Source organism: Ktedonobacter robiniae, assembly GCF_016587375.1.
GTDB lineage: Bacteria > Chloroflexota > Ktedonobacteria > Ktedonobacterales > Ktedonobacteraceae > Ktedonobacter > Ktedonobacter robiniae.
Genome location: NZ_BNJG01000002.1, coordinates 523,083 through 547,300, shown reverse-complemented (window position 1 = coordinate 547,300; position 24,218 = coordinate 523,083). Strand labels below are relative to the sequence as shown.

At 53.1% G+C, this 24,218-nt stretch carries 23 protein-coding genes; 12 read left to right on the top strand and 11 right to left on the bottom strand.

Translation table 11 applies throughout. The annotated features are described in order from the left end of the window. Positions 1 to 424: 424 nt before the first annotated feature. Together JMJ04_RS22930 and JMJ04_RS22925 are read right to left on the bottom strand one after the other, a co-directional pair. Positions 425 to 730, bottom strand: coding sequence for a transposase (locus JMJ04_RS22930; protein WP_268887394.1), 306 nt, complete (start codon positions 728 to 730; stop codon positions 425 to 427). A gap of 101 nt (positions 731 to 831) precedes the next feature. Continuing rightward, positions 832 to 1,344, bottom strand: coding sequence for a winged helix-turn-helix domain-containing protein (locus tag JMJ04_RS22925; RefSeq protein ID WP_201372786.1), 513 nt, complete (start codon positions 1,342 to 1,344; stop codon positions 832 to 834). A gap of 215 nt (positions 1,345 to 1,559) precedes the next feature. Here JMJ04_RS22925 and JMJ04_RS22920 point away from each other — a divergent pair, with 215 nt between their 5' ends. The 6 genes from JMJ04_RS22920 to JMJ04_RS22895 are packed head-to-tail and all read left to right on the top strand — an operon-like array spanning position 1,560 to position 4,637. Continuing rightward, positions 1,560 to 1,904: an ArsR/SmtB family transcription factor gene (locus JMJ04_RS22920; protein ID WP_201372785.1), complete on the top strand. Its 345-nt coding sequence runs from the start codon at positions 1,560 to 1,562 to the stop codon at positions 1,902 to 1,904. A 27-nt stretch (positions 1,905 to 1,931) separates the two neighbouring features. Next, positions 1,932 to 2,507, top strand: coding sequence for a dihydrofolate reductase family protein (locus tag JMJ04_RS22915; RefSeq protein ID WP_201372784.1), 576 nt, complete (start codon positions 1,932 to 1,934; stop codon positions 2,505 to 2,507). Positions 2,508 to 2,536: 29 nt separating this feature from the next. Continuing rightward, the gene (locus JMJ04_RS22910; protein WP_201372783.1) at positions 2,537 to 3,025 is read left to right on the top strand and encodes an SRPBCC family protein; all 489 of its coding nucleotides are present in this window, start codon (positions 2,537 to 2,539) and stop codon (positions 3,023 to 3,025) included. Positions 3,026 to 3,036: 11 nt separating this feature from the next. Beyond that, on the top strand, positions 3,037 to 3,597 hold the full coding sequence (locus JMJ04_RS22905) for a dihydrofolate reductase family protein (protein ID WP_201372782.1): 561 nt from the start codon (positions 3,037 to 3,039) through the stop codon (positions 3,595 to 3,597). A 36-nt stretch (positions 3,598 to 3,633) separates the two neighbouring features. Next, on the top strand, positions 3,634 to 4,101 hold the full coding sequence (locus JMJ04_RS22900; RefSeq protein WP_201372781.1) for a hypothetical protein: 468 nt from the start codon (positions 3,634 to 3,636) through the stop codon (positions 4,099 to 4,101). Positions 4,102 to 4,139: 38 nt separating this feature from the next. Next, positions 4,140 to 4,637, top strand: coding sequence for a hypothetical protein (locus JMJ04_RS22895; protein ID WP_201372780.1), 498 nt, complete (start codon positions 4,140 to 4,142; stop codon positions 4,635 to 4,637). A 124-nt stretch (positions 4,638 to 4,761) separates the two neighbouring features. On the opposite strand, the gene JMJ04_RS22890 is transcribed toward JMJ04_RS22895, so the two are convergent. After that, a complete protein-coding gene (locus JMJ04_RS22890; RefSeq protein ID WP_201372779.1) occupies positions 4,762 to 5,799 on the bottom strand; it encodes a phosphotransferase enzyme family protein in 1,038 nt (345 codons plus the stop codon). A gap of 146 nt (positions 5,800 to 5,945) precedes the next feature. Next, on the bottom strand, positions 5,946 to 6,380 hold the full coding sequence (locus JMJ04_RS22885; RefSeq protein WP_201372778.1) for a hypothetical protein: 435 nt from the start codon (positions 6,378 to 6,380) through the stop codon (positions 5,946 to 5,948). Between the two features lie 481 nt (positions 6,381 to 6,861). Here JMJ04_RS22885 and JMJ04_RS22880 point away from each other — a divergent pair, with 481 nt between their 5' ends. After that, on the top strand, positions 6,862 to 10,770 hold the full coding sequence (locus JMJ04_RS22880; RefSeq protein WP_201372777.1) for a CHAT domain-containing protein: 3,909 nt from the start codon (positions 6,862 to 6,864) through the stop codon (positions 10,768 to 10,770). A 62-nt stretch (positions 10,771 to 10,832) separates the two neighbouring features. After that, positions 10,833 to 11,591 carry a hypothetical protein gene (locus tag JMJ04_RS22875; RefSeq protein ID WP_201372776.1) on the top strand — a complete coding sequence of 253 codons (759 nt, stop codon included), beginning with the start codon at positions 10,833 to 10,835 and terminating at the stop codon, positions 11,589 to 11,591. Between the two features lie 44 nt (positions 11,592 to 11,635). Here JMJ04_RS22875 and JMJ04_RS22870 read toward each other — a convergent pair whose 3' ends face one another. From JMJ04_RS22870 to JMJ04_RS22845, 6 genes are all read right to left on the bottom strand, one after another. Further along, positions 11,636 to 12,394, bottom strand: a complete 759-nt coding sequence (locus JMJ04_RS22870; protein ID WP_201372775.1) for a winged helix-turn-helix domain-containing protein — start codon at positions 12,392 to 12,394, stop codon at positions 11,636 to 11,638. A gap of 124 nt (positions 12,395 to 12,518) precedes the next feature. Next, on the bottom strand, positions 12,519 to 13,043 hold the full coding sequence (locus tag JMJ04_RS22865; RefSeq protein ID WP_236038306.1) for a hypothetical protein: 525 nt from the start codon (positions 13,041 to 13,043) through the stop codon (positions 12,519 to 12,521). A gap of 98 nt (positions 13,044 to 13,141) precedes the next feature. After that, positions 13,142 to 14,290 (bottom strand): class I SAM-dependent methyltransferase, encoded by a 1,149-nt coding sequence (locus tag JMJ04_RS22860; protein ID WP_201372774.1) that lies wholly within the window; start codon positions 14,288 to 14,290, stop codon positions 13,142 to 13,144. Beyond that, positions 14,287 to 15,222: a class I SAM-dependent methyltransferase gene (locus tag JMJ04_RS22855; RefSeq protein ID WP_201372773.1), complete on the bottom strand. Its 936-nt coding sequence runs from the start codon at positions 15,220 to 15,222 to the stop codon at positions 14,287 to 14,289. The genes JMJ04_RS22860 and JMJ04_RS22855 overlap by 4 nt, the downstream gene beginning before the upstream one ends. Positions 15,223 to 15,285: 63 nt before the next feature. Further along, positions 15,286 to 16,176, bottom strand: coding sequence for a phospholipase D-like domain-containing protein (locus JMJ04_RS22850; protein ID WP_201372772.1), 891 nt, complete (start codon positions 16,174 to 16,176; stop codon positions 15,286 to 15,288). A 171-nt stretch (positions 16,177 to 16,347) separates the two neighbouring features. Next, the gene (locus JMJ04_RS22845) at positions 16,348 to 16,710 is read right to left on the bottom strand and encodes a hypothetical protein (RefSeq protein WP_236038305.1); all 363 of its coding nucleotides are present in this window, start codon (positions 16,708 to 16,710) and stop codon (positions 16,348 to 16,350) included. Positions 16,711 to 16,904: 194 nt separating this feature from the next. On the opposite strand from JMJ04_RS22845, the gene JMJ04_RS22840 reads away from it, so the two are divergent. The 3 genes from JMJ04_RS22840 (at position 16,905) to JMJ04_RS22830 (ending at position 19,796) form a co-directional block, all read left to right on the top strand. Continuing rightward, positions 16,905 to 18,461, top strand: a complete 1,557-nt coding sequence (locus JMJ04_RS22840) for a hypothetical protein (protein WP_201372771.1) — start codon at positions 16,905 to 16,907, stop codon at positions 18,459 to 18,461. Between the two features lie 10 nt (positions 18,462 to 18,471). Beyond that, on the top strand, positions 18,472 to 19,014 hold the full coding sequence (locus tag JMJ04_RS22835; protein WP_201372770.1) for an NUDIX domain-containing protein: 543 nt from the start codon (positions 18,472 to 18,474) through the stop codon (positions 19,012 to 19,014). Between the two features lie 179 nt (positions 19,015 to 19,193). Beyond that, a complete protein-coding gene (locus tag JMJ04_RS22830; RefSeq protein WP_201372769.1) occupies positions 19,194 to 19,796 on the top strand; it encodes a plasmid pRiA4b ORF-3 family protein in 603 nt (200 codons plus the stop codon). Here JMJ04_RS22830 and JMJ04_RS22825 read toward each other — a convergent pair. Then, positions 19,773 to 22,829 (bottom strand): hypothetical protein, encoded by a 3,057-nt coding sequence (locus tag JMJ04_RS22825; RefSeq protein ID WP_201372768.1) that lies wholly within the window; start codon positions 22,827 to 22,829, stop codon positions 19,773 to 19,775. The genes JMJ04_RS22830 and JMJ04_RS22825 overlap by 24 nt on opposite strands. A gap of 116 nt (positions 22,830 to 22,945) precedes the next feature. Here JMJ04_RS22825 and JMJ04_RS22820 point away from each other — a divergent pair, with 116 nt between their 5' ends. Continuing rightward, positions 22,946 to 24,184 carry an IS110 family RNA-guided transposase gene (locus JMJ04_RS22820; protein WP_201371172.1) on the top strand — a complete coding sequence of 413 codons (1,239 nt, stop codon included), beginning with the start codon at positions 22,946 to 22,948 and terminating at the stop codon, positions 24,182 to 24,184. The last annotated feature ends 34 nt before the right edge of the window (positions 24,185 to 24,218 follow it).

Here is a 24,218-nt window from a genome sequence, read left to right as displayed (position 1 = left end):
CTCAAGCTTTTTTCTTTCAATTGTTGATGAGGTTTTCCACCAAAAGTGTGCATGACCCCCAAATCTGACTACTCTTCGCCTTGTTTACTACTCATCTATTATTAAAATCTCGCGCCACTTTATGGTGGCAAAAAATTGTGCCGCTTCGAGAGAGGCTTCCAACAGATACGCGCCATTTTATGGAAATAAAGTTGGTCATTGTGTCCTTTCTGAAGAACGCTAAAATAGATGAGATAAGATGACATGCCATATTATGGTTCAGAGCCTCTTTTTGGGTCAGACGAGGCTAGGAGTGATTCTAATCTCTACAGACGCCATCACTTACTGGCAGATACGCGCCATTAATCTCGACGAACGACATGATCTTCTTTGCTTTCTCTTTACACCATACCTTGCTTTTTCCACCGAAAAACAAGGAACCGTCTCAGCACGCATCTGAACGGTATCCGCAATGTGTAAACCATCCGTGAGCGTCCTGCGGGGTGATCGTAAGAAGAGCTTGCCCGATCGCCTCTTGCAAAGTTTCTGGAGTGCGTGCTCCCACTCGGCGTAACACGGCTTTGAGTTTGGAAAACGCCTCTTCGATCGGCGACAAGTCGGGAGAGTAGGAGGGCAAAAAGAGGAGCTGACATCCTCGTGCTTCGATGTCCTGCCGCACTTTTTCTCCCACATGCGTGTTCAAATTGTCCAGGATGACAATCTGTCCGGCTGGTAAAATTGGGGCCAGGATCTGCTCAATATACGGCTCATGGCCAGGTTTGGTGAATCATGAGGTTATCGGAAGAAAGGCCTCTGCTCTCTGCAGCGTAAACTAATGAGTTTTAGTCTCTTTTATTGAAGGGCTTTCACCAAAGTTGGCCATGAGCCAATATACAGCTCAAACACCGCAGAATCCGCTGAGCCTTCCAGGATGAACGCTTCACCCATCCCTTGCAGCGAAAGCGACGCGAGCAGCGTGATATTCGCCCTCCTGTTGCGTGGAACAGAACCGTAGACGCGTGTCCCCTTAGGGGATCGAGCATACACGCGCGTGAGGGCAATGTTAGAGCCACATTCATCAAGAAACACCAATTTGCTGGCATCCAGCTCTTTGGCTTGCTCGCGCCAGGTAGCGCGGTCGGTCTCATTCTGCTCACTCGCACGGATCGTCTTTTTCTTGCGAGTCCAGTTCAGACGCGTGATCGCCCGACTCATGGTCGCGGAACTCACCTGGATGCCATGCGTGGCTTCCCACCACTGGCAATGCTCATCAAGGGTCGCATCAGGATGAGTTTTAAGTTGAGGGAGGAGTTCAGCGTGCAGCGCTGCCCCTTTCTTTGAGGGGCGGCCTGCAGCGGTCTTCACAAGAATTGAACTCGCGGCCATTCAGAGTGTGTCTGAACTCCATAGCAGTTGCTTGCTCGCGCCTGCGGCGCTCGTCGCGCGAACACCTTGACCTGAGAGAGCGAGGTCTCCGAAAATCAGATATGTTCTAAAGGGGGAAAGCAGAGCGCGACTTTTGAGAAGCTCTGGTAAAAATATATTTAAGCTTTGCCTTAATTAAGTGAATGGTTTATAATATGTCTATGGATATGTTTGTTGCGCTCTCCGATCCGACACGACGGGCCATTTTAGAGATCCTTGCCAGCCGCGGCGAGCTAACCGCGACCGACATCTACGAGCAGTTTTCCATCAGCCCGCAGGCGATCTCGCAGCACCTCAAAGTCCTGCGCGAGGCCAGACTGGTAGTGATGGAAAAACGCGCGCAGAAGCACCTGTACAGCCTCAATCCACAGACGCTGTCCCAATTTGAACAGTGGGTCCAGCAGACGAGGCAGAGGTGGGAAGAGCGTTTCGGGGCACTGGACAGAGTGCTAGAAGCTGAGAAGCAGAAGCGCGCGCAGAATGAGCAAAAAGAGAAATGAGAACATGAACAAAATAAGGAGGACGCCATGAGAAAAGTTGTTCTCACTCTGACGATGACGCTGGATGGCTTCTTTTGCGGGCCGAACGGCGAACTGGACTGGATGTCGCAGGCGCCGGACCAGGAGCTCAACGATGACATGGTTACCTTCTTTCAAGGAGTCGATGATGGGTTTATTGGCTATCCAACGGCCTCCGGGATGATTCCCTACTGGCTGGGCGTCGCACAAAACCCTGCGGCCTCAAAGGAGGAACGCGCCATCGCGCAGGCTGTGAACAGATTACACGCGTTTATTCTCTCGAACAAGGAAGAAAAACTTGCGTGGGAGAATACAGAGCTGCTCGTAGTGAAGAGCGATGACGAACTGATTGAAACAGTGCAAAAGATCAAGCAAAAGCCTGGGCGTGCCCTGGGCGTGCCCGGCGGCATTCGCACCGCGCAAACGTTTGTGCGCCTTGGCCTGGTTGACGAGTACGTACTGGCAGTCCATCCCGTCACCATCGGCCAGGGGCAGAGCTTGTTCACCAGCAGAGTCAACCTGGATCTGGTAAGCGTGAAGACCTACAGGTCCGGTGTGATGCGCGCGCATTACCGGCCACGCTAAAGAGCCGAAAGGAAGGAAATACAGGAGAAATGGCAGACAAGAACAAAACGACCATTATCGCGGAACCGGGGAAACAGGAAATGCTCATCACGCGCGAATTCGACGCGACGCGCGAACTGGTGTTTCAAGCGTTCACCGATCCAGGGCTTGTCCCGCAATGGTGGGGGCCGAGACGCCTTTCAACCCTGGTTGATAAGCTGGACGCGAAATCTGGCGGCCAATGGCGCTTTATCCATCGAGATCCTGATGGGAACGAATACGGCTTTCACGGCGTCTATCACGAAATACTCGCGCCCGAACGCATTATCGACACCTTCGAGTTTGAAGGGCTGCCGGAAGCGGGCCACGTATGTCTCGAGACGCTCACCCTGGAAGTATTGCCCGGAGGCAGAACCAGGCTCACTGCTCAATCCGTCTTCCAGTCGGTCGCCGACCGCGATGGGATGCTGCAGAGCGGCATGGAAGAGGGGCTCAACGATTCCTACGAGCGGCTTACAGAATTGCTGGAAAAGATGTAAAGGAGAACCCTATGGGAAAAGTTACCTTTGGCCTTTCGGTCTCGCTCGATGGCTTCATCGCCGACAAAAACGATGATGTCTCGGAGGTCTTCGCCTGGATGGGGCGTGCGATGGAGCATTTCTATGAGGTTATAGGCGACCAGTTTAGCGAGGGCGGCGTGGTCATCATGGGACACCGAAGCTTTCATCAGATTGACAATGAGCAGGGGTGGATCATGCCTGATGGCACGCCTCTACCCGGTCCGGTGGTTGTCATGCAGTCGCAAGCGCGCGAACCCCTGAAACAAGGCCAGACGCAATATTACTTTGTCACCGAGGGCATCGAGAGCGCGCTTGCCAAAGCCAGGGAGCTTGCCGGCGAGAAAAATATTGCCCTGCACGGCGCCAGCGCGGTTCAACAGGCCCTGCGGGCGGGCCTGCTCGACGAAATCAATATGAGCGTGGCCCATGTCCTGCTGGGTGAAGGCGTGCGCCTCTTTGATCACCTTGGCTCACAGCCGATCCACCTGGAACACATCCGCACGCTGGAGACGCCGGGAGCAACGCACCTCTCGTTTCGTGTAGTGAAATAACAACGATTTCTTCTGTGTTGTGGAAAAATGCGTGAAATGCATTTTTCCACAACACAGAAGAAATCCAGCGAGCGCCCGCAAACAGCGCAGGTACAGCTGAGCGAGCACGAGAGCACGCGGCTGTGCGTCGTGGACCTCAACATCGACACGCATCTGGCGGTCTGTACGATCCAAACGGTCGAAGGCACGGTGGTCGCCACCCGCTTCATCCGAGGCGACAAGCGACTTCACGGCCTTAGGAAGCAGCAGTTAGGACGCATCGCCCGCAACCACCGGGCCACGGGCATCATCGCGGAGGGGGAGCAAGACAATGTGCAGCGGTGGGCCAAGGTGCGTGCCCTCGACGAGGACACTGCCCACCAGGTCAGCCATCGCATCGTGCCCTTTGCCCAGGCCCACGGCGCCTCCATCCTCGTCTTCGAGCACCTCGGGCACTTCAAGCCAGTGAAAGGCCGTTACAGCCGACGGGGCAATGAGAAGCGCTCGTATTGGCTGCTCAGTTAATTTGAGTGCGTACCTATTCAGAGCAACAATTGGCAGGTTTGCGTGCATCCACAACAACACGCAAGCAAGAGACTGTAGAGCGTCTCCGTACAGCTATCGAATCACTCAAGGGCCAAAAATTGCCGATTACTGCTCAGAGTATCTATGCTGAGTGCGGTTTACACTATTCATCCTATGTTCGTAACGAAGAAGCCATTACGCTTTTTCGAGCCAACAGTACTCATCTAAACGCACAGAAAAAACGGTCAAGACGCAAACACAGCCCCAACGATGAGACGACATCACCACCGCGTGATTCCTACCTCAACTACAAAAAGCCGCAATTAGTAGCTCGTTTGAGGAAAGCAGAGAGTACTATTCAAGATCTAGAGTACCAACTTTCAACACTTGCGGATGCTTATCTTCTCCGTGAGACACGCGTAAGTGAGTTAGAAGCCAAATTGGCAACACTCGAACCGTACAAGGCTTTTGTCGAGCAGGTACGTCAGCGTGTTCGACAAGAAGAGCATGGAAACGACATTTCTCATTCCTCCTAATTGACAAATTTCTTTCCCTTGTGGGGGTGCGGCAAGTTTTTTTGCGCGGACATCGGTGAGACTGTTTTCAAAATAGAGGCAAAACAGGCAACATCTTTCACGTTCCTTTTTGTATCCTCTCTGGTCATACTGCCTGTACAAACAAATCTGCCAATTGGCTGGCGTGTTCAAGTATCCAGTGTGCGTCTGTTATTTTTTCGACGTGCTTGATGACCTCGTTCGCAGGGTTGGGGAACAAATGCGTTTCTGCAATCCAATACAAGGGAACACGTGCCATTTCCAGGGGGAGTGCTCTTATTTCCTGTACCGTTAGTGGCATGAAGGTTGCTTCATTGTAGAAAGCAAGCAGTTCTTTGACTCGGTGCCAGCAACTCACGGCTGCGATGTGCCCCTGCTTGCCGAGCCACCAATACAAGGTGTAGGCAAGCTCAAACACTCGTTTTCTGATTCGCATGAAATCGAAGTCCAGCATCGCTACTGGCTGCTCATGGAGAAACAGCAGATTCCCTCCACCATAATCGCCATGAGTCAACTGCCTGGGGAGTTGTTCTTGTGTCTTATCCCACTGCTCTTGCAAAGTGATGAGCATTTGCATCGCCTCTGTATACAGAGAAAGCGCTTGCCGCGTTTGCTGAGCCTTGATCTGTTGGGGTGACTGAGAGCTTTCTTCTGCTGCTTGACGTGTCCAAGCGAGAAGCATCTCGGGAGTGCCATAATTGCTCACGACGGGATCGATCAGATGGATGTTGGTCGCCTCTGTTCCCAAAAAGGCGTGCAAATTCCCTAGCAGGGAGAAAGCTATGCCATTGCGTTCCCAGGTATCAGCTTCTCCATCATGAGCAATGAACGGCTCCAACTCTAGCAGATGATCGTGGTTGCGCAGGATCGTCTCGCCAGAGATGGCCGGCAACGGCAAGGGCACTGGAAAGCCTGCATGAGCCAGGAGACGCTTCACCTGATGCTGTTGCGAAAGACGCAACTGCGTGACCCAAGGACGATAGAGACGAAGCACATACTTACCCCTCTCTGTTTGCAACAAGGGATTGAGATTGTAGGCTCCCCCTAGATCCCTGACGAGGCTCACCGAGCCGAGACGATACTGTCCACTGAGGAAGGAGACATCACACAGTTGCGCTCTAGGGGCATATCCATCCTGTTTCATCTAAGTCCTTTCCCCACTCTATTGCACGTGATAGAAAGTTTCTGCCGTCTTGCCACAGTGTAGCACACGTGGACAGGATATATTACAGAGATATTGCCGAAAAGTTAGGTGAAATGACACAATGCGACACGTGAAACGATATGGACTCAGCCTCGCGCAAAAAAACTTGCCGCGCCCATACTGTTGTTCCCTTTTTCCTGATGTAAGAAAGGCAGGTATGCGGCGTCTACTCCCTGTTGTCGCGCTGTTTGCAGTAATAGGTAGTGGGTTGTCAGAATCTGATGCGCTCGTAGGTCGATCTGGCTTTCTGCAAGCGTTGCCAACAATGCCTGCTCGGCTGCCTCTGTTAAGAGTTCAGCGTGAGCCTGTAAGTACTTTTGAGAGGTAAGCCAGTCTGGGGTACGAAGCCAGCCTAGGAGGAGAGCTATGAGCTCTTCAGGATCCAGCGGTACTCCTGCAGACGTACCATTGGAGGCAAGTGGCTCTTCTTTGCCGTTCTCCTGGCTATAACCTGTTTCATCTGGTGCATCAGACAGAGGTGGCGCTTGCTCTGCATGCTTATGTGAAGATTCCAGGTTCATCAAAGATTCCTTTCTGGTCTTCTCTCAAGAGAATGTGATGATTGCGTGGGTGACAACCAGTATGCTGCAACGGGTAAGCTGTTTGTGTCCAATTGAAGTATTTCAAATGATAAACGCTCCAGCTCTTTCTTCTTGGGATTAAAATCTTCTTTTGTATAAAATGCTGATACTGTATGTACTTTCTCTGTTTGCTATGGCGAAAGTCATCACGTGAACAAACGTTGATTGCCATAGAGACGAAATGCTGAAGATGAAATGATACGTTTGCTTTGCCTCATTCTGTCGTTCATATAGATAATAAAACTGAAAAATCTGCTTTGGATTATGTTGCAGCTCTTGCGAGATGAATAAAGAAGCCAACAGAAACAGCTAGCTAGCAGGTTTATCACACTTTGGCTGAATTTACCTTTGTATGCTCAAGCACCCTGAGCGAGTATATGCATAAATGAATAATCTCGGCCTGAGTAAGAAAGGAATGATTGTGAGCCTGGAACACTCACATGAAGATGGAGCGCAGGAAGGGACTAAACCAGTTGTAGAGGATGGCATAGACCTTGTTCTGGAGGGGCGTCAAGGAGAACTGCGTTCTGCACATGCCAGACCTGGCAACGATCAGGATATTGTAACCTCTTCGGTGCTACAAGGTCCTGCCATATATAACGAGGCTGGTAACCTAGCATTTAATCAGTATCAAACCAGTAAACACATAGAAGACCTGAGCCGAGCAGTAACATACTGGCAGAAGGCACTCAATTTTGCCCCGTCTGACATGGCGAGTCGAATCCCTTATCTGGTGTCACTTGGTGTCGTGTTACGAGTCCGCTACGAGCGGACAGGTGAGTTGAAGGATCTGGATGCGAGTATTGATGCCTTCCAGCAGGTTGTTCGTGCCACCCCAACTGGGGAGCCCAATCGATCGCAGTATCTGGGCAATCTAGTTTTGGGACTGGTGAAGCGATATGAACGCACGAGAACATTGGAGGATCTGGATGCCGCCATCAGCGCCGTTCAGCAAACAATTCACGCCTTAGCAGCCAATGCACCTGATCTGTCAGACTATGTAAGTGGCCTGGGAGAGTTGCTGCGTATTCGATATAAATATACAGGAGTGTTGGAGGATCTAGAAGTCAGCATTACCCTGTTGCGGCAGGCTGTTCAGGCCACCCCCACTGACGCGCCCAAGTGGCCAGGATATCTGGATAACCTGGCCAAAGCGTTGCAAGACAGATATACTCATACAGGAGTGTTGGAGGACCTGGAGGATGCTATCAACGTCTTGCGACAAGCTGTTCAGGCTACTCCTTCTGATGCGCCCAAGTGGCCAAAATATCTGAACAGCTTGAGCATGGGATTACGTGCTCGATATGCACATACGGGAGTACTAGAGGATTTGGAGGCCAGTATTCATGCGAGCCGGCAGGTTATTCAATTGACTCCAGCCGAAGCGCCTGATCGAGTAATATACCTCAACAGTCTCGGATTAAGTTTATGCGACCGATATGCTCGTACGGGATTGCTCGAGGATCTGGAAGCCGCCATCGACGTTCTCCAGCAAGCTGTGCAGATCGCTCCAACGGATACGCGAGATCAATCGCTTTACCTGAACAACCTGGGCAATGGGCTGCGCTTCCTCTATAAGCGCATTGGAGCCTTTGAAGATCTAGAGCGTGCTATCAGTGCTTTTCGGCAAGCCACTCAGGGCTCGATTGGAGCATCCAAGTTGATTTATCTGAACAATCTTGGAGCAGGGTTACTTGATCGATATCTTCACACGGAAGCATTGGAGGATCTGGAAGCCGCCATCGACGTTCTCCTGCAAACTGTTCGGGTCGCGCCAGCCAATGCCCCCAATCGGCTGCTCTACCTGAATAATCTAGGCCTGGGACTGCGTATCCGATACCAGCGCATGGGAAAGCTCGAGGATCTGGAAAGCGCCATCAATGCCTTGCAGCAAGCCGCTCATATTGCGCCATTAGATGCACCTGGTCGTTCCCTCTACCTGAGTAACCTTGGTGCAGTGTTACTTGACCACTACAATCTTACAGGAAACGTAGAGGGTCTGGATACTGCCATTAACGCACTCCAGCAAGCCGTTCAGGTTGCTTCTGCGAACGCGTCGAATCGATTGCTCTACCTGAGCAATCTGGGAGTAGCGCTGCGTCTTCGATACGAACGTACAGGAAGCCTAGAAGATCTGGAAAGAGCCATTACTATCCTTCAGCAGGCCGTTGAGGTTACCCCAACCGAAGCGCCTGATCGGGCATTAATCTTGAGCAATCTTGGTGTGGGGTTGTATGTCCGGTATGCTCGCACAGGAACGCTGGAATATCTAGATGCTGCCATCAATGCCTTCCAGCAAGCCGTTCACGCCGCTCATATAAATGTATCGAATCAATCACTTTGCTTGAATAACCTGGGCGTTGGGTTACGCAACCGATACGAGCGTACAGGCATTCTAGAAGATCTGGAGAATGCTCTCACTGTCCTTCAGCAAGCTGTCCAGACCGCTCCAGTCGATGCTCCCAACCGGCTCCTGTACGTCAGTAGCCTGGGAGTAGGGTTGCTTGACCGATATCAGTGTACTGGGGACCTGGAAGACCTGGAGGCTGCTCTACGCATGTTTCAACAAGTTGTTCAGATCGCTCCATCCGACGCGCTTGATCAATCAATCTATCTGAATAATCTGAGCTATGGACTCTATATCCGATATGAGCGCACAGAATCGTTGGAAGATCTGGAGAGCGCCATCGACCTTCTCCAGCAAGCTATTCAGGTCGCGCCTTTTAATGCCCCCAATCGCCTGTTCTACCTGAACAGTTTGGGTATGGAGTTGCACGACCGATACGCTCACACGGGAGCGTTAAAGGATCTAGAGGCTGCTATCGAAGCGTGGGAAGCGAGTTGGTCCATCCCTCAGTTGCAGTTCGCCGCACTCCCTGTAGTCTATCAACTGGGCCAGCAACGCCAGGTGGGTGGAGGTATTGCTCGTCTTGTCAACGCCTACTTACAACGCACGAACCAGTTTCATCCTCGCACCTCCAGTGCGCTCCGTCGAGCATTGGAGGTCGTGGAAGGCAACAAATCGCGTGTGTTGACACAACTGGTTGGTCGAGGACCTCTGCCGCTCCCGGATGGGTTTTCCTCTCAGGATGCTGTGCGCGAACGGCAACTCCTGGTTCATCTGACCACCTTAGATACTCAAGAACTAGCCTTTCTTGGTCGCCTAACCTTTGTCGAGGAGGAAACTGGCTATTTGGACCGTCTTCAACAACGTCAGTCCGCCTTACAAGAACTAGAGAACCTCTGGACCAGTCTGCTGCGCCTTAGCCCGGAGGGAGCAGCCTATGTGGCTCTGCGTCGTGGATCTGCCCCTACCTGGCAAGAACTCTCGCATCTGGCGAAAGCGTTGGGGCCAGGAACTGTGCTCCTCTCGCTTTTTACCGCTGCTGATCACACGTTGCTCTTCCTCGTACGGGCTGGTTGGCGTGTGCCTCGTGTCGTTGAGGTGCCGCTCAACCTGGGACGTTGGACTGATATTGTGGAGCGCCTTGCGCGCGAAGTCCATTACTATACACCTGGTCAGTGGCGAGGAGAGACCTGGGAGCAACCGTTGCGTGCGCTGTTGACAAAAGCACAGCAGCATCTGGTTGGAGCCGAGCGACTGATCCTGGCACCAGAGTGGGATGGACACCTGCTCCCCTGGGGGGTGCTGGCTGATCGCGCTGGATGGCAGACTGTGACAGGACAACCCATTCCTCTGGTGACCCTCCCAACTTTAGGTATCCTTCCCAGGCTACGACAACACCCTCGTGTGCGTATCGGGACTGGTTCGGCTCTTGTCGTGGGCAATCCTCGTGGTGACTTACCCTATGCTGAAGTTGAGGCCAACGAGGTGGCAGCGCGCTTTGGAGCACTCCCGCTTCTGGGGACTGCCGCCACCACATCCGCAGTGCTGGCTCGCCTCCCAGAGGCAACCATGATCCATCTTGCCACCCATGCGCGCTTTGAGCCGGAGGACCCGCTCGAATCGGGCGTCGTCCTGGCCGATGGCGTCTTGACAGCGCGCGATATCCTCCAGCATCGTCTGCAAGCTGATTTGCTCGTGCTCTCTGCCTGTGAAAGCGGTCGGGTTGGTTTTCTGGGTGGTGAGGAACTTGCAGGATTAAGCCAGGCCTTCTTACAGGCGGGTGTTCGCTCTCTTCTTGTGAGCCTTTGGAAGGTGAACGACCCGGCAACGGCGGCTCTTATGCAAGCCTTCTATGCTGCTCGGCAGGCTGGAGCCGATAAAGCGCAGGCACTCCGAGAGGCCATGACACAGATCCAACGGGACCCACGCTGGCCACACCCGTACTACTGGGGCGCTTTTACCCTGGTAGGGGACTGGGACTAAGTATTGATGGTGCACTATAACAGTTCTTTCCCAGAAGTGTGAACACGCAAAGGAGATGATTCATGTGGATAACAACCCCTGAAACAATTGAGCAGATCCTGCTTGAGGGCCAACTGGAACCAGTAAGCGATGATGCTCTTCAGCAATCTGCACGTGATTGGCAGAGCCGAGGAGTGAAGCTCACCTCTCACGATGCGTTGCGCATCCTGCCGGTGGTGAGCATCGGCCAGCCCGAGACGTGGCCTCTTCAAGACCTGTATACATCTAAGACGTTGCCGCGCCCTATTCAGACCAAGCTTAAACAGGCAGATTTCTATCTGGTCCGTTTCTCCTGCTCTTTTCGCCCACTCCACGAGGAGAGCCGCGTGGAGTGGGCTCGTTTCTGTGTGAATCTCCTTCCTCATCTAACAACCAGGGAGCACCCAATGGCTTTTGATTTCTATCCCCAGCAGGTGATGCAGGAGGGGGCAAAACGCCAGATCAAAGTGACACTGAGTCCCTTACTCAAGTTTCAAGAACTGGAGGCAAGTCTTGGCAGCGCAGAATTTGGGTTCGAGAGCCTTGCACACATTCCCATTATTAGCGCTGCCCTCGGCACAAGCTTTGATCCGAGTTGGGACTATAGAAGTGATTCACCGTCTGGAGTCCTGGGAACCAGGTGGATGTATCTGCTTGTCAAGGCTCCCAAGGGACTGGCAAATGGGCAGGCCCGGCTGGAGTTGGAGGCAGATGTCCTGGTGCGGGGAACACGCATTGCGGCGAAATTACGACGCCAATCGAATCAGGCAGGTGCGCACCTCATCGTCTCATTGTGGGGCTAATGGCAACATGTAAAAACAACAATGAGCGATGCTATACATGCTTATCACAGAGAGATGCATGGCTGGCGGAACCGATATCCCACTCCTGCAATGGTCTCAAGATAGGTGGGATGTCTCGGATCATCTTCCAGTTTGAGTCGCAATGTATGGAGGTAGACACGAATATAGTCCACTTCCTCGTGATACCCTTGGCCCCAGACAGCATAGAGCAACGATTGATGAGAGAGCACTTTTCCCCCATCGCGCATGAGGGTGAGTAGCAATGCGCATTCGATGGGCGTTAAACGGAGCATCTGCCCACGAACAACGACACATCGCTCCAGGCACAGTAAGCGAATCTGCCGATCCTCACTTTCAAGCACAGAGCACGGGCCAAGATGTTTTGATGCGTCACATGATGATGTCAGAGACGCTCGATGGCGCCTGGCATGCCCGTGTAAGCGGGCATGCAGCTCCTGTTTGCCACAGGAAAAGAAGACATAATCGTCGGCGCCAGCATCGAGCATACTGACGATGTGCGCTTCCTCCCCCTGATCGGAACAGATCACCAGGGGTGTGCGAGGCGTGATCTGACGAATCTGTTGGACCTCACGTGAGCATGTACAGCAGGCAAGCCAGACATCGTGTTGCATCAGCCGTACCGTCATGGCGGCGGCACTACTTCCCAGATGCACCAGATGCGTGACCTTGAGCTGTCCTCCTCGCAGTTGTGGCCGAAGCATGCGCGCTTCTTCCCGAGTACCAAGGAGGAGGATGTGAGGCGGGTGCAATGGCACGGTTCCTCTGGTGTCTTCTGCGTTCATAGATTCTTGTTTCTCTCCTGTGTTCAGTGAGGCCGTCTGTCGGGATTGAGATGAGAAAACGCCTGTGTCCACGATGTGAAGACCATTGGGCGACACGCTCAGGATGCTCTCAACTGCCAGGTCATCAGGTTGCGCTTCTGAAGGATCTGGATGAAGTGCTCAACCTCATCGAGCGGCAATCGCAACACGTTCGCAATGTCCTGGGGAGTGCGTTGCCCATTACTGAGCAAAAAGACGTGGCGTATGCGCATAGGGAGCGCAGCCAGAGGCGCTTGCTCAACAGGAACGGCCTGGAGCGGAACATTGACAGGCGCTTCCGTGGCGCTGCTTCTGCCTCATGATCGTGCTGGGGTGCGTGAATCTGCCAGGGAAGTGCGCTGACTCCGTTCAGGACCTGGAAGGCTTCACGCTGTTGCATGAGCACGCGGCCACTCGTACGCAGGCACATCTGGCAGCGCGTGATCCTTCCCTGCTCAAAGGACAGCTCGGCGACGATCTCCTGCCCCTCCGAGCGTGTGGCAACAGGCACAGATGGGGGAAGGACGGCAGAAATGGAGAGGGTTGCTTGCGCAGTGCGCATCTGCTCAATTAAGGCGGCGAGTGGTAGGTGATAGACGTGTGCGGTCGGTGTCATGTGTCTGTGCTGCATGGTGTCTCTCCTTGTTCTTGGTGTGATGATTTCTCTGTGCTGATCTCTTGCTTTTTCTTCTTGCTTGGCTGCTCTTTCTCGCGTAGCTGTGTTCCCTCCTACGTGATGAAAAGGGAACATAGCTGGGAGCATGGTCGAAGGAACTGCGGGATTGGGTGTTTTACCTGCATGGTGGGGATCGTTCGTGGTACGCGTCCCGAGGGCTTGTAGCCCCAGATGGTGCAGAGGTGCCAGTACCCACGAAAGGTGGGTTCGAGGAGCTCCAATTGCATCTCGTGATAGATCTGTTGATAGGCCTCGCGAGAAAGAGGCGTATCTTGACGGGTGCAGAGTGGCGCCACGAGCTGATAGAAGTCATCGGCCTGCTCACGGAGCGTGCTATGAAAGGGTGTTCCGGCAGAGAAGTCGAGCAGGCTCTCGTGTTGCTCAACAGAGACAAAGCCTCTCTTCTCCATCCGAGTGGGGAGGCATTCAGGTCGAGAGAGACGCATTGTTCGTGTTCCTGGGAGTGATGGGCGAGCCGCCGCTCGCAGCCTGTCCATCTGGTGCCAGTAGGAGGCACACAGCGTGCCAGCAGCAGCGCTGGTACTCGCTCCTTGCACACACTCCAACAGGCGCAACACTCCGCCTGGTCGAAGGAGCCGAAAACAGTCGTCAAGCACCAACGGCCACGCGTACTCAGGAAGAGTCGCATGGAGGAAACGTCCGCTGATGAGGTCCATACTCTCGGCCGGGAAGGGAAGAGGTCGGGTGAGTGGACAGATCTGAAGAGAGACATGGCGGCATCCCTGGACGGCGGCAAAGAAGGCAGCCTGTCTGGCGTAGATCACCTGTGAGGTGACGCCGATGATCTCCGTGGTTGGCCTCCTTGAGGCCAACTGTCGCAGCCACTCGCCGTGAGGGTCTGTTCCGAGTTCCAGTACGCGCTTCATCTGGAGGCCCTCGCCTTGCTCGGGAAGCGGCGTACGGAAATGCTGTACGAGCAGACGCGCCTGCTGGCAGCGCCGCCGCCATTCCAGAGGATGCACCGGCGACACCAACACCTCCTCATCGAGGACCAAAGGATCCGAGGGGGTATAGAAGGGATAGAACGCTCCCTTGTGTGCACGAGGGGCCTGGCATCCCACGTCCTCACGCACCTGTGGCATGAGGAGGTGGGATGGCTTGTCATGTGCCGGGTGCTCGTTCTTTTCAAAGAAGAGCAGGCCTTGTGGTGAGGGAAGGTGAATGCTCTGTTGTAGGCTCATTGTGCTCCTCCTGATTTATAAGCATGGACACGAGAGAGGGTCCAGTGCCCCTTGAAGGTGGGGGCGCTCATCTCTGCTCGCATCTGCTCAAAGATCTCCTCAAACCTCTTCGGGGTCAGGTCGGTGGTCTGGTAGAACACTGGGGCAAGCTGGTAAAAGAAGGATTCGGCATTGGTGCGCATACTGGCTTGGTAGAGCGTGCCCGCCGAAAAGTCGAGCAGACTCCGTTGTTCTTCAATGCCACAGTAGCCAACGTCGTGCAGGTGTTCGAAGAGGCGTGTGTGTTGCAAAGGTATACTGGCAAGGCCTGAGCCCTCCTGGCATTCTTCGTGCTGAGAGGGGAGTGTCTGTGTGCGCACAGCAAGGGCCTGCTCGTAGTAATGAGTCAGCGTTTCACAGGCGGGGCTGTTTGAGAAGGCAGCGATGCATTCCGTGAGGCGGAGGAGACCTCCAGGGCGCAGGACACGCCAGCACTCCCGGAGCAGCCGGGGCCAGCCTGCCTGGGTGAGAAAGGTGCGTAAGAAGTGACCGTTGATAAGCGTGGAGAAGTTGGCAGGGCAGCATAGCTCCCTGGCAAAATCCATCTGGAGAAATTGGACACGTGTCTGGGTCTGTATCTGGCGAAAGGTGTTGGCTTGCCGGACGTAAGGGGCAAGGGCCGAGACGCCAAAGACCAGACAGAAGGGATCGTGAAAGGCCATATCACAGGCCCAGGTGCCTCCTGGCCCACATCCCAGATCCAGAATGAGGTGTGGTGAGGTGGACGTGGTAATGCCTAGCTCTTCCAGTTCGGGTAAGGGCTCCTTGAGGGCTGAGGCGAGCATGTGATATTGCGTGATGACGCGAGCCTGTTCGGCGGAGGCCAGTGGATCAAGCAGCAGGGGGCCATGCGTGCTGCTTTCGGCATAAATACGATGGGAGGCGTGAAACATCTTTCCCTTCCTCTTCTTCACTCCTCTCAACCTGACAAAATGACAAGCGTATCTCTCTTCGCATCAATCGCGTTGATGCTGCATATAGTCATGCTCTGCCCACGTTTCCTCACGAGGGATATCTGAGAGGGGAACAGTGCCATGATTCTCGTGTGGTGATTGCGCTTCTTCTGGTGCTCCACCAGTTTGGCCGTGTTGCTTGATGGGCGCGTCATAGTACTGCGCTTTATGCGCTTGCATGTGGGTGATAAGGCGGTGTTTGCCGTCGGTGGCGTGCTCCCAGTGGTGGGCAAACCAGGTGGTGAGGTGTTCCAGGAGCAAAAGGGTAGGGAGCCGGGCGGCGAGCAGACGCTGCTCCTGGGAACATTGGAGCAGGAGGGTGCGTTCCTCTCGCTCTAAGAGCCCTCGAAGGCGCTTGAGCGAGATGTCCTCGTGGGTGAGGTGAGCGCTATGCATAATGTTGAGTTCGGCATTGATGAGGAGCCCTGCTCGGGTGAGATCGGATGAGCCGACGATTGCAGTCTGTGGGGCGATACATGCGCTATCCTGGTCGGCGTAGAAGAGAAAGCATCGGGCATGAAGGTGCGTGTGCTCGGCAAGGCGGACCTCCACGTGCTCCTGATGCAAGAAGGCGATCAGAGCTTCAATCTGCGTGAGTTGTTCCTCCTGAGGGGCTTTAGAGCACTCGTTGCCTGACGAATGGTGCATGTTCTCCAGAGACTCATCCTCAATGGTGGTGAGGGTCTCAGGATGAAGGAGGAGGCGAAGGTTTCCTACCTGTTGGAGACCTTCACGGACAAGTGCCCACCCTTCCAGGGTGAGACGTGTCGTACAGAGATCAAGGGCTCGGCCAGCGTGGTGAGCCAGGAGATGGTGTAAGGTTTCGTTGAGCGTGACGCGCTGGTTGTCAAGCAGTAAAAGGCGCGCCATGTTGGGTGGCTGGATGGTATTCATGGTGAGAGATGATCATCCTTTCTATATCGAGAGTTGTCACTATGGTCAAAATGGGTATGGGAGTGCTTCTGTACCCACCAGTTCATCAGGGCAAAGACCTGGCACACGCACAGGTCCAATCTGAAAGCCGTTTGGGCACGGAGTAAAGGTGTGATGAGGATGCTGGACAAGCTAGGTTTGAGCACGAAATGCTACCTCCAACTTGTCACGGGCATAGACGAAATGGTAGGCATCGTTGCCTCCTTCTTCCCATCCTTCCTGCTGTTGCATTGAGGCGGAGGCGCGGAGAAGCCAGAGGGCCAAATATTCTTCCCAGAGCACCATGTCGATATTCTCCAAGGTCAGTGTGAGCCTGGTGTGGTTGGAGAACGCCTGAAGGATCTTTTCCGTATCCTGGCGATGGATGGGGCGCTGAAGTAATGCCTGATAGACAATACTAGTTTCTACTCTTGTGGCTCGCGCAAGATCGGGCACGTCGAAGGGGAAGAGGGTTCGTATCTGTTCCAGTGTTGGCTTTTTCTTTCGGTCGTGCATTTCCTGATGTCCATTCTTGAATACATTTTCTGTTCTAAAATAATGAGTGCCGATATTATGTCCTAAGGGGAATTCCTTTAATACAGGTGAGAGACATACTGAAATTTGAGGTGCGCTTTTCGAATTGCATGGTAGACAGCATCTTTTGTATACTCTTGGTAAGAAAACGTACCAGAGAAGGATAGGCATGCACGATGGAAAGTGTTGATTGGGCACGTTTCGGACTTCTCTCTCCAGTCGAGATGGGAACGGACGGATTCCCGCGCCCTGGCAGAACTGCACGCTGGTATCGAGAACAAAAAAAGCATACTGATGCGACCTGGACACAGAAGCGCCTGGCACAGGAGTTAGGTCTGACGGAACGGGCGGTGTGTTACCTGGAGAGCCACGATGTTGGACTCGACTCGATTTCTCTTCGTCGCAGACTGGCACTGTTGTTTAACATCCCCCCCATTCTCTTCGGGCTGGCTTCTATTGAGGATGAAACCGATCCTGGACAGACCGCCAGGTCACATCGTAAGATGAAGCAAAAAGAACACCCCTTGCGCAGCCAAAAAGGACTTGCACGAGCGCTCAGCATGACAGAGAAAGCCATACGAGACATGGAAAAAAGGAATATCGGGCTAGACTCCATTGCGCGCCGCCGCGTGCTGGCTTTGTTGCTCGATATTCCACCAGTAGCATTAGGCATTGTCACCCTTGAGGAAATTCTGCTCCAACAGTACCAGGATGTACCGATCACGCCACATGCCGGAGAAACAAGAGAAAAAGATGCAACTTTCGATCTGGCAATCTACACAGATCGTCTCAAAACCCTCTGGAATCGCAACCATACTGGCACTGCGCAAGACCGCCTGACCCAGATTGCCGCTGCTATGGCAGATCTCACGACTACGTTACCCTACGTCAGTGGGGACGATGAGAAAGAGGTACGGGCAGTACTGTGTCGCTATCACCATCTTTTTGCACATATCTTACGTGATCAGGGTCGGTATGATACAGCAATTGTAGAATTAGAAAAAGCAGCTATTTTAGCTGAAAGGGCTGGACGTCCTCATTTGCTCGCGGTGACGTTGCTTCGGATTGGTAGTGTGCTCCGCGATAGAGGAACGGTATTCGAAGCTCAAGCAAAAATGGAGGCTGCAAGAGGGAATAGCACAGGTGCGCATCAAAAAAGAAGACAAGCGAATACTGATTATCTGGCAGCCATTGACTGCTATACCAGGATACGCAATCTTGAGCGGCTTCCCGAAGCGTTACACGGCGTGATGTTATTCGATGAGGGATACGCAAAGGCACATCTGGCACAAGGAAATCGGGAGGCAAAACGAACTGCGCTGGCTCACCTCAAGGCTGGTGGGAAAATAATAACAGAGACAAGAGATATCCTTGAGGAGGAGTTCTCGATTAGAATCACCGAGCGAACCTATCGTAACACAAAAGTAGCCGCAATGCTGGAAGCAGGCTGGTCCCGCGAAGCCCTCCAGGAACTTACAGACCTGATGGACCTTCCAGAAGAAGGGGACATGACACGGAAAAATGCCTATACCGATTATCTTTGGGCACAAGCCTACGCCAATCTGGGATTGATTGATGCCGCAGCCACTCCAGCACAAGATGCGTTCGCCAGAATGAAGCAAATAAAGTCCCGTATCCACATCACGCGCATTGCCGGATTACAAGGACAACTGAGCCAGCTCGATAGCAAAAACATCGAGGTCATTCGGTTAGGTGTGATGATTCATTCATAAGGGAGAAACAATGTATCGCCAACCTGTCAGAGAGTATCCGAATCGTCAATATGTGACGGGAGAACAACAAAAACCAGGAACGTTCCTGCCAGATTCAACCTATGCAGCAGCATTGGATGCGCTCGTAATTTGTTGTGCTGATGCTGCTCTCTTGCATCAAGGGTTGTGGTTGATTGCCAAGCGGGCATGGGAACCCCATCCCGACTGGTGGGTTATAGGAGGACGGATGCGCAAAGGTGAGCTTATTGAGCAGGCATTACGGCGGAATTTGCGACGAGAATTGCACCTTGATATTCCCGAAGACCGCCTCCGAAATATTATCGGCTACTATAGTCAGATCTGGGATACAAGAGCATGGGAGCCAACAACGAACGGATGCCATATGTTCTCAATCACAACATCCGTCAATCTGACTGATGAAGAAAAAGCGAATGTGCAACTTAATGAAGAGTATGCCGATTCTCAATGGGTCTATCCCTTGCATGTGATAGAGAATACTGATTCCTTTCATCCGTGCCTTGTTCAAATAGCACGGGACATTATCTCAAAATAACTGGATCTTCCCACGAGATGCTGATGTAGGACTCGCCAGAAGAAGCATATTTCCTAGAAATATGTTTCGGATGCTTGAATGCTCACTGTAGGCTACCCTTTGGGATTTTTGGCTTTCTTGATTTCTCTGCGCTTAACCTGATTTACTAGAAAACAACATATATAGAAGAGGAGACGCACTTGGGAAGTTATCAGTCAGAGAGCTGCTATTACCTGCATGTCCAGTTGACTGGCATTGAACCACCGATTTGGCGCGAAATGGTCGTGCCTGGTGCCATCAGTCTTCACACCCTCCATAAAATGCTTCAGGTGGTCATGGGGTGGGAAAACTCCCATCTCTATTTGTTCAGGTTAACCATCAATAAGAAAACAATGGTGTATGGTCTTCCTGATCCTGATTGGGAAAGTGCAGATATGCGCATCAGGGATAGCCGACGCACAAAACTTGATGCAACTGTCTGGGCTGAGTGGCTGACGTTGACCTACGAATATGACCTGGGAGATAGCTGGATGCACCAGATTACGATTGAAAAGATCGAGCATCTCCAAGAGGAAAATAGAAATGAGGATGCTTTTTGGATCACGCCTCGTTGCCTGTCTGGTGAACGGGCATGTCCTCCAGAGGGTGTCGGTGGGATAGGTGGATACACTTCTTTCCTTGAGGCATTGCGGAATCCCAAGCATCCTGAGCACAAACGTCTGCGCCAGTGGGTCGGCGCGTCTTACCATTCTGAGCTCTTTTCTGTCCAGCAGGCCAATTCAGCGCTGGCGATCCTGGATTGACACAAGTTGCCACACCATCATTTCGGTATAGGTTACCTGTGTCGGCATTGTCCCTGCCAGGACAACCAACCCGGCAGTCTTCAGACTACTATTCTCACCCTGAATTTTGACGAGCTGGTTCTTATTCACATAGAACCGGAACATGTTGCCTTGTACCTGAAGCGTCACGATATTGCTTTTCCCTATCCCCTGGTGGATCGCGCCAGTGCTATCATGTTGCGAAAATATGACCTTCACTGTTGCTTCGTTCCCTGTGCCCTCATATTTGCGTAGTGCATAGAGCCCATCAGAGCAGACGAGAAATTCATAGCCATTTTCTGACCCGCCACGAAATCCCACGCCTCCGCAATCCCCTTGGAGGATGCTCATCTGTACTTGCAATGCGAAATTTTCGGGTGGATCTTGTATTGCACACCCATAAGCGTGATGGGTTTTGTCTTCTATGACATGTTCTCCGTCTGGCTTCATATAGCACGTCCCCCCCGCATTTGCATCGGTGAAAGGAACGCTCCACATCCCCGACATTGCCAGTAAGTTATACTGGACCAGTTTCCCTTGCCCGGGTAAGTAGCTTGGATATGGGTGCTTGTTTTTGACCGTTGCCGTCTGTTGGAGGAAATACGCTGTGCGCGTATTAGTGACGCTGATCTGATATGCCTTGGTCTCGTTCTGGATGCGTGGGGCCATAAGCGCTATGAGCAACACCAGGTACGCGAGGAATGCCAGCATAATGCCTAATCGTTGCCCGGGTCGCTTTGTTTGTGCCCGCCCGGGTGCCACAGGTGTATGTTGGGGCGTCGGCGTTGTCCCGGTGGGGGGCTCAGCCTTTGCCCCTGGTGCCAGGGACACAAAATAATCAAGGAACACCTTATGCGTAAAGGCATAACCGCCGCCGACCCTGTAGAGCAAAATATGGTGTGCTGCACCGTTAAGGAACGATGACAACTTTTGGGGCATTCCGTCTTTGCGTGTGAGCAGGAAAGACAACACATGATGTTGGAAGCTGACGAGCCAGCCATTGAAAAGGGCCGCTATAAGTGCAACACTGACAACCCCTTCCCAGTTGCTTTGAAAATAGCCCAGGAAGGAAATGGTATGATTCCCCTGCATCTGAATCCATGCGAGAGCGAGGTGAACCACTCCTATGACGAGCAGGCCTATGAAGCCATAGAGCAGGCCGTTGCTCAGTGAGCGGCGAATGCCCTGGTTGGGTCTTGTCCGCCGGTCGTTGTCGATCGTCTCACTCGATAATCCCTGATAGAACCCCGACACAAGCCAGTAGAGCAGCCCGAAGAGGAGACCCATAAGGAGAAAACTGAGAAGGCTGGTAGGGCGATTCCCTGCGAAGCCAAGATACCCGTAGAAATACATTTCTAGCCACTTGGGCGCTATATATGAGTATGCTCCTATGAGTGCAAATACTGCGACAATGCCTGCTACAATCCCGATTTGACGTTTTGAGCCGAGATGGTTTCTCACACTCCACCAGGACCAGGTAACCAGGTCCGCTGGTTGAATCTCCCAATTTCTGCCAACCAGAAGTCTGCTGAGAATACCACCGGTGATGCCAAAGATCAATCCAAAGAATGATCCATAAAGCAGTCCGAAGAGCAATCCAGCATAGAACCCGTTGGATGCCTGTCCTGTTGGTGTGCCAGTGAGAAAAAGACTAAATACTCCGTAGCATAGGCCAAAACTGAGGGTGGTTGCCAATCCAACAAGAAGGCCGTTGCGCAGCCACACCTGTTTTACGAGAAATTGCCTGATAGGAGCTTTCGATCCTTGTCCGGTCAGCATCGTCTTTCCCGTCGTGCGGGTCGGTTCTAATGCTCTCTGGAGTACGGCACCATACACCACTCCGATGAGTCCTGCAATCAGCGCTTCTACAAGCGAGTACAATGAGCCGAAGAGCACCGCAAAACCAACGCCTGCGATGAGTGCTCCCGGCCAGCGCGTAAAAGCAGGCACACGATGGTTTTCCTCTAAAGTAGCCCCTCGGATGAAGCTGAGGCCCATGAAGATACCCAGACAGACGATAAATACGAGTGTGCCTGGTCCGTTGCTGATGAAAAAAGCGCTGACCGCGAAACTGACCAGTATGCCAAGAAAGCATGCTACGAAACGTATTGCCAGCCAGGTATAGGTCTGCCGTAGGCGCTCTCTGGAGAGCCAGCTTGCTTGAAGGGTCTCGATATAGAATACTACCTGGTTGTGTTGCCGCATGCCGCAGGCCAACCAGCTGAGCCACGCAAGGATATCTTTTTTCGCTTGAGACACCTGCAACATACGATCCACATATGCTGCGAGAATTCGTTGCTGTAATTCCCCTGCTGTGCCAGTGCTCGGCAGGCTGTCTTCTGGCGCGTTGCGGTAGGTGAGCATTAATACATTGAGCATGAGGGGGGATTGGGCTAATTCTCGTAGCAGCCCATGCTGCTGCATGGCGGCGCGGAGCGTGGCTACTTGCTCACCAGCCATGGCCAGATAGCCGTCGATCTGTTCCGTGCTAAGCGGCTGCAACGCAATTGCCCCCTGTAATTCCAGGAGCTTCTGTTGTAAGAAATATTCGGTCGTGCGGCTCGCGACTGCCAGCGGCGTCAGGTGCGCTCTACGATAGGTATTGATCGCCTCGATGCATGCGCTGCGGGCCGTATCGACCACCTCATCTAGCCCATCAAGCAATGGAAGAATCAGGCCGTCTTCCAGCCAGCGTTTACCCAGCTTGCGAGGAACCTGATAGCTTATGAAAAGCTCTTCGACCAGCCACTCTTCCAACGCCTGGCGTTTTTCAGCCCAGGAAGCGAGGTTGAAAATGACTGGTAGGTGTTGAAGATCGTCTGCCTGTGCCCGCTCAATCAGGCTGAGAGCAAGGGTAAGGAGGAGCGTGCTTTTGCCCGAAGCAGCATGCCCCGTGCCGGGACACCACCAGGGATGAAAGAGGATATACTGGAGAGATCGCGGCCAGGTGAGAACGGACGCCCAGTTATGAACATGAGCGTGAGCCCGAAGCTGTCTCCAGGTACCCGTTTGCACCGCCAGTTGTCGCTCTTTTCCAGAAGCACGTAGAGGAATCTAACCTCACAGGCCGGGTACTTCCTGGTCGCTGATCGCTAACCATTGACCACAGCGTATCAGAAGGAGGAACCCTGATGGAAGTCCTGTATCGAAGCTGTTGCGGGATTGATGTCCACAAACAATTTCTGGTGGCATGTTTGCTCGCTGTCGATGAGAAAGGACAGCAACACAAAGAGCTGCGGCGCTTTTCGACGATGACGAGTGAATTACTCTCGTGCGTTGACTGGCTGAAAACAGCGCGGTGCCAGGCCATCGCGATGGAGTCAACCGGGGTGTATTGGAAGTCCCCTTTCAACCTCATGGAAGGGCACTTTGAGCAGGTCATGATTGTCAATGCCGAACATCTCAAACGCGTTCCAGGTCGCAAAACCGATAAAAAGGATGCGGAGTGGATCGCCGAACTCTTGCAGTTTGGGCTCCTCAAACCCAGCTTTATCCCGTCACCCCAACAACGAGAGCTTCGTGATCTGACCCGTCTGCGCACAACTCTGATCGCCGAGCGAACCCGGCTGGTGAATCGGCTCCACAAAACGCTGGAAGATACCAATCTGAAGCTCTCGTCCGTGTTGACGGATATCATGGGGAAATCAGGACAGCAGATTCTCTCGGCTCTCCTTCGCGGAGAGGAAGATCCAGCCGTGTTAGCAGATCTGGCTCTGGGACGTGCGATGAGCAAACGTGACGCGCTGGCACAAGCGCTGCGTGGACGCCTGAGGGACCATCACCGCCTCCTCTTGCAGGAACTGCTCTCCCTGATCGAGCGACATGATCGGGGAATTTCGCGCCTGGACAGGGAGATTGAGGAGCGCTTGCGCCCTCAGGAGGCGTTGATTCAGCGGCTCGATGCTATTCCTGGGTGTAGCCGTCGAATCATCGAAGTTCTCCTGGCTGAGATAGGCTCGGATGTGTCTCCTTTTCCGGATGCCGCTCACCTCGCCTCCTGGGTGGGCATTTGTCCTGGCAATAACGAGAGTGGAGGCAAACGCAAAAGTGGACGCATTCGCAAAGGCAATCGCTGGATTAAAGCGATGCTGGTTCAAGCCGCCAATGCCGCCGCTCGAACCAAGCACAGCTATCTCTCGGCACAGTATCATCAGATTGCTGCTCGTCGTGGCAACAAACGTGCTGTCGTGGCGGTGGCTCACAGCATTCTGGTGATCTACTATCACATGCTCACGACTGGTGAGCCCTATCAGGAAAGAGGAGCAAACTACTTTTCGGAATTAGATCGCAAGCATGCTGAGCGACGGGCAACCAGGCAGCTTGAACGGTTGGGATATCAGGTGACGCTGACCCCTACTCAGATCGCTTAATCCTGCTTCCAGCATACGAGCTTGCGGATGAGGT

Bases quoted from the DNA above. Each gene is read 5' to 3' on its own strand.
- JMJ04_RS22850 (WP_201372772.1), bottom strand. From the start codon at position 16,176: ATGAATACCATCCAGCCACCCAACATGGCGCGCCTTTTACTGCTTGAC.
- JMJ04_RS22835 (WP_201372770.1), top strand. From the start codon at position 18,472: ATGTATCGCCAACCTGTCAGAGAGTATCCGAATCGTCAATATGTGACG.
- JMJ04_RS22855 (WP_201372773.1), bottom strand. From the start codon at position 15,222: ATGTTTCACGCCTCCCATCGTATTTATGCCGAAAGCAGCACGCATGGC.
- JMJ04_RS22875 (WP_201372776.1), top strand. From the start codon at position 10,833: ATGTGGATAACAACCCCTGAAACAATTGAGCAGATCCTGCTTGAGGGC.
- JMJ04_RS22840 (WP_201372771.1), top strand. From the start codon at position 16,905: ATGGAAAGTGTTGATTGGGCACGTTTCGGACTTCTCTCTCCAGTCGAG.
- JMJ04_RS22915 (WP_201372784.1), top strand. From the start codon at position 1,932: ATGAGAAAAGTTGTTCTCACTCTGACGATGACGCTGGATGGCTTCTTT.
- JMJ04_RS22905 (WP_201372782.1), top strand. From the start codon at position 3,037: ATGGGAAAAGTTACCTTTGGCCTTTCGGTCTCGCTCGATGGCTTCATC.
- JMJ04_RS22890 (WP_201372779.1), bottom strand. From the start codon at position 5,799: ATGAAACAGGATGGATATGCCCCTAGAGCGCAACTGTGTGATGTCTCC.
- JMJ04_RS22920 (WP_201372785.1), top strand. From the start codon at position 1,560: ATGTCTATGGATATGTTTGTTGCGCTCTCCGATCCGACACGACGGGCC.
- JMJ04_RS22865 (WP_236038306.1), bottom strand. From the start codon at position 13,043: ATGCAGCACAGACACATGACACCGACCGCACACGTCTATCACCTACCA.
- JMJ04_RS22910 (WP_201372783.1), top strand. From the start codon at position 2,537: ATGGCAGACAAGAACAAAACGACCATTATCGCGGAACCGGGGAAACAG.
- JMJ04_RS22820 (WP_201371172.1), top strand. From the start codon at position 22,946: ATGGAAGTCCTGTATCGAAGCTGTTGCGGGATTGATGTCCACAAACAA.
- JMJ04_RS22870 (WP_201372775.1), bottom strand. From the start codon at position 12,394: ATGAACGCAGAAGACACCAGAGGAACCGTGCCATTGCACCCGCCTCAC.
- JMJ04_RS22860 (WP_201372774.1), bottom strand. From the start codon at position 14,290: ATGAGCCTACAACAGAGCATTCACCTTCCCTCACCACAAGGCCTGCTC.
- JMJ04_RS22900 (WP_201372781.1), top strand. From the start codon at position 3,634: ATGCATTTTTCCACAACACAGAAGAAATCCAGCGAGCGCCCGCAAACA.
- JMJ04_RS22845 (WP_236038305.1), bottom strand. From the start codon at position 16,710: ATGCACGACCGAAAGAAAAAGCCAACACTGGAACAGATACGAACCCTC.
- JMJ04_RS22885 (WP_201372778.1), bottom strand. From the start codon at position 6,380: ATGAACCTGGAATCTTCACATAAGCATGCAGAGCAAGCGCCACCTCTG.